The sequence below is a fragment of the Mucilaginibacter sp. GW822-FHT03E02 genome (assembly GCF_058801545.1).
This window is the reverse complement of the sequence record NZ_JBXANJ010000002.1, coordinates 877,366-892,883: the sequence shown is the minus strand read 5'-3', so window position 1 is coordinate 892,883 and position 15,518 is coordinate 877,366. Positions and strand designations below refer to the sequence as shown.

Annotated in this window: 12 protein-coding genes; all 12 read left to right on the top strand. The window is 42.5% G+C overall.

The features are described from left to right. The first annotated feature begins 13 nt into the window (after nucleotides 1–13). Nucleotides 14–1,444 carry a Gfo/Idh/MocA family protein gene (locus AC1RM2_RS30410; RefSeq protein WP_492988898.1) on the top strand — a complete coding sequence of 477 codons (1,431 nt, stop codon included), beginning with the start codon at nucleotides 14–16 and terminating at the stop codon, nucleotides 1,442–1,444. Between the two features lie 156 nt (nucleotides 1,445–1,600). Beyond that, entirely contained in the window at nucleotides 1,601–2,173 is a 573-nt protein-coding gene (locus tag AC1RM2_RS30405; RefSeq protein ID WP_492988897.1) for a gluconate 2-dehydrogenase subunit 3 family protein, read from the top strand. 413 nt (nucleotides 2,174–2,586) lie between these two features. Continuing rightward, nucleotides 2,587–3,738: a Gfo/Idh/MocA family protein gene (locus tag AC1RM2_RS30400; protein WP_492988896.1), complete on the top strand. Its 1,152-nt coding sequence runs from the start codon at nucleotides 2,587–2,589 to the stop codon at nucleotides 3,736–3,738. Between the two features lie 9 nt (nucleotides 3,739–3,747). Then, the gene (locus tag AC1RM2_RS30395) at nucleotides 3,748–4,800 is read left to right on the top strand and encodes a sugar phosphate isomerase/epimerase family protein (RefSeq protein ID WP_477446666.1); all 1,053 of its coding nucleotides are present in this window, start codon (nucleotides 3,748–3,750) and stop codon (nucleotides 4,798–4,800) included. A 56-nt stretch (nucleotides 4,801–4,856) separates the two neighbouring features. Further along, the gene (locus AC1RM2_RS30390) at nucleotides 4,857–6,164 is read left to right on the top strand and encodes an MFS transporter (RefSeq protein WP_492988895.1); all 1,308 of its coding nucleotides are present in this window, start codon (nucleotides 4,857–4,859) and stop codon (nucleotides 6,162–6,164) included. A gap of 177 nt (nucleotides 6,165–6,341) precedes the next feature. Then, entirely contained in the window at nucleotides 6,342–6,782 is a 441-nt protein-coding gene (locus AC1RM2_RS30385; RefSeq protein ID WP_492988894.1) for a c-type cytochrome, read from the top strand. A gap of 165 nt (nucleotides 6,783–6,947) precedes the next feature. Beyond that, complete coding sequence (locus tag AC1RM2_RS30380; RefSeq protein WP_492988893.1) at nucleotides 6,948–7,838, top strand: hydroxypyruvate isomerase family protein; 891 nt, start codon at nucleotides 6,948–6,950, stop codon at nucleotides 7,836–7,838. A 50-nt stretch (nucleotides 7,839–7,888) separates the two neighbouring features. Then, complete coding sequence (locus tag AC1RM2_RS30375; RefSeq protein ID WP_492988892.1) at nucleotides 7,889–8,764, top strand: sugar phosphate isomerase/epimerase family protein; 876 nt, start codon at nucleotides 7,889–7,891, stop codon at nucleotides 8,762–8,764. A gap of 16 nt (nucleotides 8,765–8,780) precedes the next feature. After that, nucleotides 8,781–9,551, top strand: coding sequence for a 3-keto-disaccharide hydrolase (locus tag AC1RM2_RS30370; RefSeq protein ID WP_492988891.1), 771 nt, complete (start codon nucleotides 8,781–8,783; stop codon nucleotides 9,549–9,551). Between the two features lie 279 nt (nucleotides 9,552–9,830). Continuing rightward, on the top strand, nucleotides 9,831–14,033 hold the full coding sequence (locus tag AC1RM2_RS30365) for a hybrid sensor histidine kinase/response regulator (RefSeq protein WP_492988890.1): 4,203 nt from the start codon (nucleotides 9,831–9,833) through the stop codon (nucleotides 14,031–14,033). Nucleotides 14,034–14,069: 36 nt separating this feature from the next. Further along, entirely contained in the window at nucleotides 14,070–14,852 is a 783-nt protein-coding gene (locus AC1RM2_RS30360; protein ID WP_492988889.1) for an NIPSNAP family protein, read from the top strand. Nucleotides 14,853–15,113: 261 nt separating this feature from the next. Beyond that, nucleotides 15,114–15,452, top strand: coding sequence for a response regulator transcription factor (locus AC1RM2_RS30355; protein WP_192910120.1), 339 nt, complete (start codon nucleotides 15,114–15,116; stop codon nucleotides 15,450–15,452). Nucleotides 15,453–15,518 lie beyond the last annotated feature (66 nt).

Genomic DNA, 15,518 nt, shown 5'->3' with positions numbered 1-15,518 from the left:
TAATACCATACCTATGTCTGAAGAAAAAGATAACGTTACTCCCAATCCATCGAGGCGGGATTTTATTAAAACCACTACGGTAGCTGCAGCAAGCTTCATGATCGTTCCGCGCTTTGTATTGGGCGGAAAAGGTTATATAGCGCCAAGCGACAAGCTTTTGATAGCCGGCGTTGGTGCGGGCGGTAAAGGCCAAAGCGACATTGCCAATTTTTATAAAAGCGGAAAAGCCGAGATAGCTTTTCTATGCGATGTAGACGACAGGCGTGCTGCAAAATCACGTGCCGATTTCCCTAAAGCTAAATATTATAAAGACTGGCGCGAGATGTATGATAAGGAGCACAAACACTTTGATGCTGTATCAATCTCGACTCCAGATCATAATCATGCCATCATAACTTATAAGGCCATGCAAATGGGCAAACACGTTTACGTGCAAAAGCCAATGACGCATGATATTTGGGAAGCCCGTTTATTAACCGAGGCAGCAAAAAAATATAAAGTAGTAACCCAGATGGGTAACCAGGGATCATCAAATGACGGCACCCGTTTATTATCTGAATGGTATGATGCCGATTTGATTGGCGATGTGCATACCGTTTACTGCTGGACAAACCGCCCGGTATGGCCGCAAGGTATTCAGTGGCCGGTAGCTAACCCTAATATCCCTAAAGAATTGGATTGGGATCTGTGGCTGGGTACTGCCCCTAAAAAAGATTACGTTGATAAATTAGTGCCGTTTAACTGGCGCGGATGGTGGGATTACGGAACAGGCGCCCTGGGCGATATGGGCTGCCACCTTGTTGAGGCTCCTTTCAGGGTATTGGGTATCCAGTATGCAAAAGATGTACAAGCCAGTGTTGGCAGTGTATATGTAGATGAGTTTAAAGAAGGCCATTTCCCTGAAAGCTGCCCTCCGTCAAGCCACATTACGTTAACATTCCCTAAAACTGATAAAACCAAGGGCGACGTTAAACTACACTGGATGGACGGTGGTATACAACCCGAAAGACCTGAAGAGTTATTGCCAAGCGAAAAATTTGGCGGCGAAGAAGGCAACGGAACACTATTTATTGGTACAAAAGGAAAAATGTACGCGAGTACCTATTCAGACGCACCAACACTATTACCAACTGCACTTACTAAGGATGCAAAAGCACCTCAGAAATGGGCGCGCGTACAGGGTGGGGCAAATGGTCACTATGCACAATGGGTAGAGGGATGTTTAGCAGGTTATGGTAAAACAGAGTTAAGCTCATCTTTTGATAAGGCTGGTCCGCTTACCGAGGCTTTGTTAATGGCAAACCTTGCAGTGCGTGGTCACGAATTACAAGGTGGCCGTATAAAGCTGGTTTGGGATAACGAGGCTATGAAGGTTACAAATTTTGACCCGGTTAACCAATACATTAAGCGCAATTACCGCGAAGGTTTTGAGCTGAAAGCTTAGTTTAATTATTGAATTATTGATTTACTGAATTATTGATTGAAGAATAGATGAATTCGCCAATAAATAGTTGCATATTCATTAATTCGATCAATTAGGAAAGTAAAAACTTAATAATTCAATAATTCATTAATTCGATAAATCAATAATTATAAAACGATGAATAGAAGAGACGCAATTGGCAGGGTGGGCTTGTTACTTGGAGGAGCGGTTATAGGAGCCGAGTTTTTCATTTCGGGCTGTAAATCATCGATATCCGCTTCGGGTATTGCTGACCTGTCTAAACCTGAAATTATTGCCTTCCTTGATGAGGTTGGCGAAACCATTTTACCAGCCACAACCTCTCCCGGCGCAAAAGCAGCCGAGATAGGTAAATTTATGGGCGTAATGGTAACTGATTGCTATAAACCCGAAGATCAGAAGATATTTTTAAAAGGTATTACTGACCTTGACGGTGCCAGCGATAAAAAGTTCGGCAAAAAATTCATGGAAGCAGATGCTAAACAACGCACAGAATTGCTTACCGAACTTGATGCCGAGCAAAAATCCTACACTAAAACTAAAAAACCTACAGACCCTAACCATTATTTCAGGATGATGAAGGAATTAACCTTGTTAGGTTTCTTTACTTCAAAACCTGGCGCAACCGAGGCTTTGCGTTACATAGCTGTACCAGGCAAATACGATGGTAATTTCCCATACAAAAAAGGCGATAAAGCCTGGGCTACCTAAGGGGTTGGTTTGTAGTTGAATGGGGTTGATTAGGTAAGTGGTTGAATAATAGAGCGGTTGATTGAAGTTGAATAAGAGAATGTTTGATTGAGTTAATGGGTTTTAATCCTATCAACCTGATTACATGATTTAACTCAGTCAACACAATCCAACCTAATCAACCCAATAAACCACTCACTTAATGATAATTGGTTTTTGGTTGGTTAAGTTGAATTGAGTTGATTAAGTTAGTGCAGATTGCCTGAGTTAAATAAATGGTCATTAAGTTGAAATATATAAACAGCAATGTTTTGAAAAATCAACTCAAATAGCCAAATTTACCCCATTCAATCGATTGTATTCTAATTTAATTGATCAACACAATTCAAACTTAATCAAACCAATTAACCACTCAACCAACTACCAAAAAAAAAATGAAACTAAGATTAGGAATGATTGGCGGCGGGCAAGGCGCGTTTATTGGCGCCGTGCACAGGATTGCCGCCCGCATTGATGGCGAATATGAGCTGGTTTGCGGCGCATTTAGCAGCAATGCCGAGAAATCAAAAGCAAGTGGTGTTTTGCTGGGTTTGCCCGAAAACCGCGTTTACAGTTCATATACCGAACTTATTGAAAAAGAAAAACAGCTGCCTGAAAACGAGCGCGTTCAGGTAATTAGCATAGTTACGCCCAACCATGTACACTTTGATCCATCTAAAGCTGCATTGGAAAATGGCTTTCATGTTGTTTTAGATAAACCAATGACATTTTCATTGGCCGAGGCTAAAGAACTGGAAAAAGTAATGAAATCAAGCGGCAAATTATTTTGCTTAACACATACTTACACCGGCTATCCGATGGTAAAGGAAGCTAAGCAACTGATAAAAGCCGGTAAACTGGGCACAATCCGAAAAGTTTATGTAGAGTATCCGCAAGGATGGCTAAGCAGCTTTTTAGAAGGAGATGATAACAAACAAGCTTCGTGGCGTACCGACCCAGGTAAAAGCGGGATAGCCGGCGCCATGGGTGATATTGGTACGCACGCTTTTAACCTTGCCGAATACGTAACCGGGCTGCAGGTAACAAAAATATGTGCCGATATTAACGTTGTTGTACCGGGCCGCAAGCTTGACGATGACGGGGCAGCATTACTAAAATTTGATAACGGGGCAAGTGGCGTGCTTACGGCTACCCAGATTGCCGCTGGCGAAGAAAATAACGTAAAGATTAGGGTTTACGGCGAAAAAGGCGGCCTTGAATGGCACCAGAGCGATGCTAACTCATTAACCCTGATGTATACCGATAAACCGATGGAAGTATGGCGCACCGGAGGTGGATATACCAGCTCATTTGCGCAACATAACACCCGCACACCGGCCGGTCACCCGGAAGGTTACCTGGAAGCTTTTGCCAATTTGTACCGCAATTTCGCCTTAACAGTGAAAGCAGGCCTCGAAGGCAGGGAAGCTACCCCAGAGGAGTTGGATTACCCTGGCATCGAAGAAGGGGTGCGCGGTATGGCGTTCATCGAAAATGTGATCGCTTCAGGCAAATCAGATAAAAAGTGGACTGAGTTTACTATCTAACAAAAAACTATGAAAACCATTAAAGGACCTGCAATATTTATAGCTCAATTTATAGGCGATAACGCCCCTTTTAACAGCCTTGATTCTATTTGCCAATGGGCAGCCGGGCTTGGCTACAAAGGCGTACAATTGCCAACTTTGGATGCCCGTTTCATTGATCTGCAAAAAGCTGCCGAAAGCAAAACGTATGCCGAGGAAGTAAAAGGTGTGGTAAACAGCCACGGCTTAGAGATTACTGAATTATCAACCCACCTGCAAGGGCAGCTGGTAGCGGTAAACCCTGTTTATGACGAACTGTTTGATGGGTTTGCTCCCGAGCAATACCGAAAAAATCCCGCAGAAAGGCAAAAATGGGCCGTACAGCAACTTAAATACGCTGCACAGGCGTCAAAAAATTTAGGCTTGCAGGCATCTGTTACTTTTAGCGGCGCGCTGCTTTGGCCTATGGTATACCCATGGCCGCAACGCCCTGCCGGAATTGTAGAAACCGCTTTTGAAGAATTAGCTAAACGCTGGACACCAATCCTTGATGTTTACGAGGATAATGGCATCGATTTATGCTACGAAGTACACCCTGGCGAAGACCTGCATGATGGTATTACCTTCGAAATGTTTTTGGATAAGGTGAAAGGACATAAACGGGCCAATTTATTGTATGATCCGTCGCATTTTGTTTTGCAATGCCTGGATTATTTAGAATATATCGACCTGTATCACGAACGCATCAAAATGTTTCACGTTAAGGATGCCGAGTTTAACCCGACAGGTAGGCAGGGCGTGTATGGCGGTTACCAGAACTGGGTTGATCGTGCAGGCCGTTTCCGCTCATTAGGCGATGGACAGGTTGATTTTAAAGCGATATTTAGCAAGCTGACGCAATATGATTTCCCCGGATGGGCCGTGTTGGAATGGGAATGCGCGCTTAAACATCCCGAAGACGGTGCCCGTGAAGGTGCGGAATTTATCAAAAATCACATCATCCGTGTAACCGAACGCGCGTTTGATGATTTTGCTGCATCAGGCGCCGACGATGTGCTTAACAGGAAGACACTGGGAATATAAAAATCAGTACATTTGAAATAGCCAATTAACCAATTAATTAAACTTAATATATTTAAATGCAAACCATTAACCGCACACAACTATTCAGGGCCAGTTGCTTATCCCTGTTGGTAACATCATTATCATTCGGTATCCGTGCCGGTATATTGAATGACCAGGGCGTTAGATTTCATCTTAACGCTTCAGAATTAGGCACAATAGCAGCTACAGCCTTTTGGGGCTTTCCCTTAGCCATCATAGTTGGAGGCTTTATCGTAGATATTATTGGTATGAAAAAATTGCTTGTGTCGGCTTTTGTTTTTCATTTGATAGGGATCGTGCTCACAATTTTTGCCGATGGCTATTGGACTTTGTTCCTGTCAACCTTAATGATCGGAATTGCGAACGGTACTGTTGAAGCTTCGTGTAACCCTTTAGTCGCCTCTCTTTATACCGATAATAAAACTACCAAGCTTAACCATTTTCACCTTTGGTTCCCGGCTGGTATAGTTATTGGTACGCTGGTAGTATTTGCATTGGATAATACGCTTGCACATGGTGCATTAGAAAAACCATATTGGATTTCGAAAGTTGAAATAGCTGTTATGCTTATCCCTACTTTAATTTACGGTTATCTTTTCTCTAAGTTAGATTTTCCGGTTACCGAACGCGTTTCGTCCGGTGTCAGTACAAGCGAGATGTACAAAGCCCTTCTCAATCCATTATTCCTGTTTATGATTATTTGTATGTTCGGTACAGCCATTACGGAGCTATTCACGAATCAATGGACGGATGTGCTGTTTAAAACAGTTACCAATAATGCAATCCTGATTTTAACTTTTGTGGCATCCGTGCAAGTATTAGGCAGGGCTTTTGCAAGCCCGATAGTTCATAGGCTGGCACCCCAGGGCGTGTTGCTTATCTCGGCAATTTTGTCAGCATTGGGAATTTATCTCATGATCCATTTACATGGCGATGCGATTTATTTCGCTGCAGTTGTCTTTGGATTAGGTGTTGCTTTTTTCTGGCCTTGTATGATTGGCTTTGTAGCCGAAAATCTACCACGTACCGGGGCAGTAGGCCTAAACCTTATGGGTGGAGCCGGGATGTTTGGCGTGTCAATTTATATGATATTTATGGGCGGATATTATGATGGCATAATGGTTCAGAAACTTCCCTCAGGTGCAAATATAGATGCTTACCGTTCTGCTGCTGCTGGTACCGATATGGCTAAGGCATTTGATGCGGCCAGATCTGCGGCTGGTCCCGAAGTATTAAATACAACTCTTATTATCCCCATTGCTTTAATTGTAGCCTTTACCGGTTTGGTGTTTTACATGCGTGCAAAGAAAAAAACAGCGCCATTAAACCAGGTAACTGTTTAACAAACCATATTTTTTAGGATAAAAATTGTATTTTTCGGCACAATTAATAAAAGAAATTAAAAACAGTATAAAGCGTCAAAATTATAGGTAAAACCTACCGGTGTTGATGCTTTATACTTAACTAAAAAACAAAATCAATGGGGGAAAGCCCTGTTACCCTAAAAACAAATTAACTCAATGAAAAAGGCTTTTTTTATTCTTGGTATCTGTGCGGTAGTATCTGCCTGTGGTGGCAATTCGGCAAGTAAAGGTGGTAGCGATAGTACCGCTGCTGCAAATCAAACTGCTAAGGCAACTAATTCTGATGCTGATACCAATGCTACTAAAACCGGCACCGAAGCTGCTGGTGGCTCGGCAGGCTCAAGCGCCGGCGAGAAACTGTTAGCTGCCAATGATTGCGCAACTTGTCATAAAGTTGACACAAAAGTTATCGGCCCATCCTTCCAGGACATCGCAAAAAAATATGATGCTTCTGAAGCCAACATTGATATGCTGGCCAAAAAAGTAATTTCCGGAGGTAGCGGTAACTGGGGTACAATGGCCATGACCCCGCATGCTGCACTTGCCGAAAACGATGCGAAAGAAATAGTAAAATATATTCTTGCACAAAAAAAATAAGCCGGATAATTTATCAGGGCAATAAGTTTTAAAAAATCAGGCTGATCATTTAATAAACCGGCAAGCAATTGCCGGTTGCTTTTGTTCTGTTTTATAAATTATTAACCGTGTGTAACCAATTATAATCCGGGATCAATACTTCCCGGAACAAACCGATATACAACCATGGAATCAAATCAAAACAGGCGGTCGGCTATAAAAAATATAGTAACCGGTACAGCAGCCATTACCGCGGCCGGCATGTTATCGTCATTTAAACCCGGGGAAAAAGAAATGGTAGTTGATACTGCGCTAAAAGGTAATATTAACCATGCCGTATGCCGCTGGTGCTATGGCGATATGACAGTTGAACAGCTTTGCGCAGCCGCTAAAGATATTGGCATAAAGGGCATCGACCTGGTTGGCCCGGCAGACTGGCCTACACTTCAAAAGTATGGCCTGTACTCATCCATGTGTAACGGCGCCGAAATTAACCTGACCGATGGCTTTGGCGATACACAATTTCATGCACAGTTGCATAAAAACTACAGCGAAATGATACCCAAGGTTGCTGCAGCCGGTTATAAAAACCTGATCTGTTTTAGTGGCAGCCGCCGTGGAAAAGACAATGAAACCGGTTGGAATAATTGCGTTGAGGGTTTAAAACCAATGGTTGAGCTGGCCGAAAAACACAATATTGTGTTGGTAATGGAACTGCTGAACAGCAAAATTGACCATAAAGATTACCAATGCGACAGGGTAGAGTGGGGTGCCGAACTGGCCAAAAGGATAGGATCGGAACATTTTAAACTGTTGTTTGATATTTATCACATGCAGATTGATGAAGGTGATGTGATCCGTAACATCCGTCAATATCACCCATATATTAACCACTATCATACCGGCGGCGTACCCGGCCGTAACGAGATTGACGAAACACAGGAGCTTTATTACCCGGCAATAATGAAAGCTATTGTAGAAACCGGTCATAAAGGTTTTGTTGCGCAGGAATTTATTCCGAAGCAAAAAGACAAGGTGGCATCGTTGCGTAAAGCAGTACATATTTGCGACGTTTAAACCTTATGGTGTCAACACACTCCAATGCTATATTAACCAAACAGAAATACATGACATCCAGAAGAACATTTTTAGCGCAGGCCGGTATACTTTCGGCAGGCGCAATGTTAGCGCCGTCTTTATTATCGGCAAAAGAAAAGAAAGGTGCGGGCCTGCAGTTATATAGCTTGCGCAACGAGTTACCTGCCGATGTAAAAGGTGTAATAGGTAAAGTGGCTAAAGCTGGTTACAAAGAAGTGGAAACCTTTGGCTATAACAAAGAAAAAGGCTATTGGGGACTGCCCAGCAAAGATTTTGGAACGTTGTTAAAAGATAACGGACTCAGCAGCCCAAGTGGTCACTATGGTTTAGACTCGTACTTTGGCGAAGGAAAAACCGATGATTTAAATATGTATATGGAGGTGGCCAACACTATTGGTCAAACTTATATCATAGTGCCTTCATTAAACCATAATTTCATCAAAACGGTTGACGATTGTAAAGGTGTTGCCGAAAAAATGAATAAAGCTGCCGAGATATGCAAGGCGTCGGGTTTAAAATTAGGTTACCACAACCATAACTTTGAATGGGCGCCGGTTGGCGATACCACGTTTTACGACGTAGTGTTAAACAATACCGACCCTAAACTCGTTAATATGGAGATGGATTTATACTGGGTGGTACGTGCCGGCCAGGATCCTTTGGCTATTTTTGAAAAACACCCCGGACGTTTTACTTTTGTACATATTAAAGACCGGGATAAAACTAACGGTAACCTGAATACCGAGATAGGTACGGGCGATATTGATTTTGTGAAGATATTGGGCAAGGCACAACAGGCGGGTATAAAACACTTTATTGTTGAGCAGGAGAATTTTACCAATATTGATCCATATGTAAGCATAGCCAAAAGCGCTGCCTACTTAAAAAGTACGCTTCACATATAATAAACCAAATAACAACATGAGATATTCAATAATATTAACAACCATTTTAGCCGGAAGCTTTTTTATGGCCAACGCGCAAAATGCTAAACCAGAGGATACCGAAATTTGGGAGCCAATTCCTAAAGCAGTAGTGCCGGGTAAGGTTTTGGGCGATGCCCCTTCTGACGCTATTATTTTGTTTGATGGTAAAGGCCTTGATGAGTGGGTTGACGTAGAAACCCAAACACCGGCTAAATGGACGGTAAAGGGCGATGTGCTTACTGTAAATAAAGCTACCGGAAATATAGAAACAAAGAAAAAATTTAATAATTATCAACTACACATTGAGTGGCGTGTGCCTGCGAGCATTACAGGCAGCGGCCAGGCCCGTGGCAATAGTGGCGTGTTTTTAGCATCAATAGGTAAAGGTGATGCCGGCTATGAGCTACAGGTTTTAGATTCGTACAACAACAAAACTTACGTAAACGGCATGGCTGGCAGTTTGTACAAACAGGTTATCCCGTTGGCAAACCCCGGCCGCAAACCGGGCGAGTGGAATGTGTATGATGTTGTTTGGACAGCTCCGGTGTTTAATCAGGACGGTACACTAAAATCTGCCGCAAGGGCAACCGTTTTCTTTAACGGTGTACTTGTTGAAAACAACTTCGAGCTACTTGGTCCAACCCAATACATTGGTAAGCCATCTTACGAAGGTAAAGCCCATGGTGCCTCGCCAATAAAGCTGCAAGCTCATGGCGATAAAAGCGAACCGCTTAGTTTTCGCAATATCTGGGTAAGAGAATTGTAAGTAATTATTAAAAATATTTGAGAAGCCTGTTCCAGATTTATGGAATGGGCTTTTTAAGTTTATAATGGCGTGTAAAACACTTCTATCCGAAAAAATTTCATCTTGCTTTTCAAGGTCTCGGTAAAAAACTCTCCGCTTTATTCTCATAAAAATACTTATATTGAACTTTTTATTCAATACTGACTTATTAGTATCTAAATAAAACCCTAAAGCCCGTTATGATGCCCCCTCATCTTAATGAGTTTTATTTAACCAATTAATTATCAATACGCTATCGATTTGAATATTTACAAGTGTTTATTTTTAAGTGTACTGCTGCAGCTTTTTGCTTTAAAAAGTTTTTCGCAGCAGGGCAACCTTAAATTTGAGCACTTTGGTACACGTGAGGGCCTGTCGCAGGTTAACGTAAGTTGTATTATGCAAGGTAGCCGGGGGTTTATGTGGATAGGCACCCGCGATGGCCTTAACCGTTATGATGGTTACAGCTTTATAAATTATAAATACAGTGCTACCGATAATAATAGCCTGAGCAGCAATGTGGTTACAGACGTGGTTCAGGATAAGCAGGGCAATATTTGGATTGCCACGGCCATTGGGTTAAATAAATACGATTTTAAGACCGGCCGTTTTTCGCGTTACCAACACGATGATAATAACGTTAACAGTTTATCGGGTAATACCATAAATCACCTGGCTATTGATCATGACGGCTATTTATGGATAGGGATGCAAAAGAGCGGGCTCGACCGTTTTGATATCAAACAAAATAAGTTCACGCATTATCGCCATTCTGCAACAAATAGCACATCATTGAGTAATGATAACGTTGCCACTCTGCTTGAAGATTCGAAACACAATCTTTGGGTGGGTACATCGGGCGGGGGATTAAACCTGCTTAATAAAAAGAGCAATTCATTCAGGGTGTTCCTGCATTCAGATGCGGATAATAATTCCATTTCCCAAAATGATGTTACCGCTATTTTTGAAGACGATAATCAAAGAATTTGGGTAGGTACCATGAATGCCGGGCTTAATTTATTTGACAGGGATAAACGCACGTTTAAACACTATCTGCATGGCGACAAGCAGCCTGGTACTATAGCGGGCAATACAATCCTGAGCATAGGGATGGACCTAAACGATAATCTGTGGGTAGGGTCGGAGAATGCCGGGCTTAGCATCTTTAATTTCCGCACGGGATCAATCAGCACCTACGCCCATGACGATATTGACAAAAACAGCATCAACGGCAATACTATTTATAGTATCTGCCGCGATAGGATAGGCAATATGTGGCTTGGCGCTTTTAGCGGCGGCGTTAATTTATATAAGCACAGTACAGGAAGCTTTACCCATTACCGGCATACATCATCATGGGCAAGTTTATCTAACAACTTTGTACTGGCGCTTTATGAGGATAATGATAAAAATCTGTGGGTAGGCAGCGATGGCGGCGGTATAACCGTTTTTAACAAAGATGGCAGCGTGAAACAATACATAAAGCAGCCAGGCAATAAAAATAGTATTTCGGCCAATTATGTACTAACCATTAACCAGGATCATCGGGGCGATTATTGGATAGGCACATGGTCGGGAGGAATTACTGTTTTTAATAAGGGTACAGGCAAATTCATACATTATTTAAATGACCCGGCTAACCCCAATAGTTTAAGCAACAATAATATATACGCGCTAATACATACCCGCGACGGCAATGCCTGGATAGGAACGTATAATGGCGGGCTAAACAGGTATGACAGCAAAACAAAAATGTTTAAAGCCTTCAGGTTTGATGCGCACAATGCAGGCAGCCCGAGCAGCGACAGAATATACTCCTTATTAGAAGATAGTAAAGGAAACCTTTGGATAGGTACTTTTGATGGTGGCTTGAATAAATTTAATCCGGCAACAAATTCTTTCACGCGCTTTATGCACAATGAAAAAACAAACAGCATCAGCAATAACGGCGTTTCGGATATTTTTGAGGATAGCAAAGGGCGGTTATGGATTAGTACTTTGTTGGGTTTGAATCTTTTTGATCCGGTTACTAAACACTTTACCATTTTTGGCGTAAAGGATGGGTTGCCCAGCGATATCATTTACGCGGTAAGGGAGGATAAAAAGGGTACGCTTTGGGTAAGCACCAATAACGGACTCTCTAATTATAATCCTGTTAAGCACACCTTTAAAAACTATACTGTTGAGGATGGTTTACAGGAGGATGAGTTTAAATCGCACTCAGCGTTGCAAACCACCGACGGTAAATTATACTTTGGCGGCATCAACGGCTTTAATGGATTTAGGCCCGAGCAGATTTTGAAGCCTGTTGGGTTTTCTCCAATATTAATTACTGATTTTCAGTTGTTTAATAAATCGTTAGCAGTAGCCCGCAATGCCAATGACCCTTCGCCGCTCAAACAAGATATTGTGGATACAAAGTCCATCACATTATCCTATCGTCAGTCGGTAATAACCATGCGCTATGCGGCGCTTGATTTTGCATCAGCCGACAAAAACCAGTACAGTTATATCCTGGAAAATTTTGATAAGGAATGGAATAACGTAGGTAGCCGCAATACAGCCTCATACACCAACTTACCTCCCGGGCACTATCAGTTCAAATTAAAATACAAAAATACTGCGGGTAACTGGTCGCCGGTTACACTTGGTTTGCAGATCACCATAGTGCCCCCTTTCTGGTTAACATGGTGGTTTAAGCTGCTGGGACTTTTAGCTATCATCGGCCTGGTTGATGCCTTTTTCAGGTACCGTATTATGCTCGAAAAGAAGCAAAAAGTGGTATTGGAACGTTTGGTTGAAGAACGAACCGACAGCCTGACCAAAATGACCATCGACGAAAGGATTTCGCGCGAGGCCGCCGAGAAAGCCCGCGAAGAGGCCGAAAAAGCAAAAGAGGATGCAGAGGCTGCCAACAAGGCAAAAAGTGTTTTCCTGGCTACAATGAGCCATGAAATCCGCACGCCTATGAATGGCGTAATTGGCATGGCATCGCTGCTGGCCAGCACAAGCCTAACTACTGAGCAGGAAGAATATACCGAAACCATAAAAACAAGCGGCGATGCCCTGTTGACAGTGATTAACGACATCCTGGATTTTTCTAAGATCGAATCCGGAAATATGGAAATTGAGCAGGAAGATTTTGATTTGCGAGAATGCATCGAAAGCGTATTAGACGTTTTTGCCGAGAAATCATCGCGTTCCAATCTCGATTTGGTATACCAGGTGCAGCACGATGTACCGGCTCAAATAGTTTCCGATTCGTTACGCTTGCGCCAGATTTTAATAAACCTGGTGGGCAACGCTATCAAATTCACTACGCAGGGCGAAGTATTCATCAGCGTATCAGTTAAAAGCAACCAGGACGAGGTACTTGAACTGCTGTTTAAAGTACGCGATACAGGTATCGGTATCCCCGAGGATAAGATGGAGCGCCTGTTTAAAGCCTTTTCCCAGGTTGATTCAAGCACCACCCGAAAATATGGCGGTTCGGGACTTGGGCTGGCCATTAGCGAAAAGCTTGTTAAAATAATGGGTGGCGAGATTACGGTAAAAAGCGAGGTTGGTATAGGCACAACCTTTGCCTTCAGCATCAAAACAAAAATCGGTAATAAGGCCAAACGCAATTATGTGTACCAGAATCTTGCCGAACTGGAGAATAAGCGCATCATGGTTATTGATGATAATTTAACCAATCGCGAGATTATGGAAACGCTGCTGCGCCAATGGAAATATGAGCCGGTGATGGCATCATCGGGCGCCGAAGCTATTAAAATACTGATGCAGACTGCAGCTGTCGACCTGGTAATAACAGATATGAAAATGCCAGGCATGGACGGCGTACAGGTAGCTAAAGAAATTAAAAAACAATGGCCGGCCTTACCCGTAATCCTGGTAAGCTCGGTAGGTGGCGAGCATCATAAAAACGAAGCAAACCTATTTGACGCCATATTGACCAAGCCCGTAAAACACCATGTGCTGCATAAACTGGTTACAGAACAATTAAAGAAGCTTACGCCTCAAAAAAAAGATGCACAACTTACTCATTCGCAATTTTCGGAAGAATTTGCAAAGCGGTACCCTATGCGTATTTTAATTGCCGAGGATAATGTTATTAACCAGCGGCTGGCAATCCATATTTTAACAAAAATGGGATTTACAGCGGATTTGGCCGAAAACGGGCACGAGGCTGTAAACGCGTTAATGGCTAAAGATTATGATGTGATATTGATGGATGTGCAAATGCCCGGTATGGATGGGCTTGAAACCACCCGCTTTATACGGCAGAATATGACCACACAGCCGGTTATTATAGCTATGACGGCCAATGCCCTGCCCGAAGACAGGGCTGCCTGCCTTGAGGCGGGTATGGATGATTATTTGAGCAAACCTATGAAGCTTTTGGATATTATGGATATGCTTGAAAAATGGGGTAAATACATCAATAAAATATCCGGAAATTAAAAGTTTGAATCTATATTTACGAAATTTTAAGTATTCATGAAAACACAACTTACCCGTATTTTTACCTTGGCTTTTGGCTGCCTGCTTTTGGCTTTTAGCTTATCTGCCTCTCCCAAAAGGTATTATTATGAGCTTAAAGTTTACCACTATAAAACATTGGATCAGGAGGCTAAAATTGAGCATTATTTAAAGGATGCTTATTTACCGGCGCTGCACAGGGCAGGCATACCCAATGTTGGCGTATTTAAACCCGTAAAACAGGACACTGCAGACAGGCGTATTTATGTTTACACCCCGTTTACCAGTTTAGATAAACTTACAGGTATTGACAAAAAATTACAGGGCGATACCCAATATTTTACCGATGGCGAGGATTATATGAACGCCGACTATAAGGAGGCCCCTTATACACGTATCGAAATTATGATATTGCACGCATTCCCTGGGATGCCGGCGCCCTCTGTTCCCCAGCTTACCGGTAATAAAGCAGACAGGGTTTACGAACTCCGAAGCTATGAAAGTCCTACAGAAAAATATAACTACAATAAAGTGCGCATGTTTAATGATGGCGACGAAATAGGCCTGTTTAAACGCCTCGGTTTTAACGCGGTTTTTTACTCGGAGGTAGTATCGGGCTCGCATATGCCCAACCTGATGTACATGACTACCTTTGAAAATAAAGAAGAAAGAGAGAAGCACTGGGCGGCGTTTGGCAACGATGCGTACTGGAAAACCCTTTCGGCAAAAGCCGAGTACCAGCACAATGTATCGAAAGCAGATATTTTCTTTCTTTTTCCGACGGATTATTCTGATTATTAGGCATCCCATTAGTTGTAGTTGCTAAAAATAACAATTGTATGTTTTTGTATCCTATTGTTACAGAAATGCTAATTGCTTATAAAATAGTCATTACAGGTTTGTACGGCTCATCTGTTTAAGCTGGCATCACACACCGTTTTTTTTGGAGATAACCTGAGATTAATATTAAATTGAGTTTTAAGCCAGAATATTCCTAAAACTGCTAACGTAGGCTTGATTTTTGCGGTGGAAATTGCATAAGTGGGAAATTTAAAGAAAATCATGATAGCGGACGATGATCCGGCGATTGTGGACGCGGTAGAGATTATACTGGATTTTGAAGGATACGAGGTTTCGTCGACGGTTAACGGTGCTACGGTGTTGGATATGAAAACAGAATTTCCAGACTTGCTTTTACTTGATATATGGATGTCTGGCTCAGATGGCCGCGATATTTGCCGCGAACTTAAACACCGGTCGGATACCAGGGCAATCCCCATTATTATGATATCTGCCAGTCGCGATATCGAACGCTCGGCGTACGAAGCTGGTGCAGATGATTTCCTGGCCAAACCCTTTGAAATTGATGACCTTTTGGGAAAAATAAAACGATTGTTATAAATAAAAAATCCTCTATTAATAGGCGGTACATCGTACTATTAACAGAGGATACAGGTAGCTGCAATA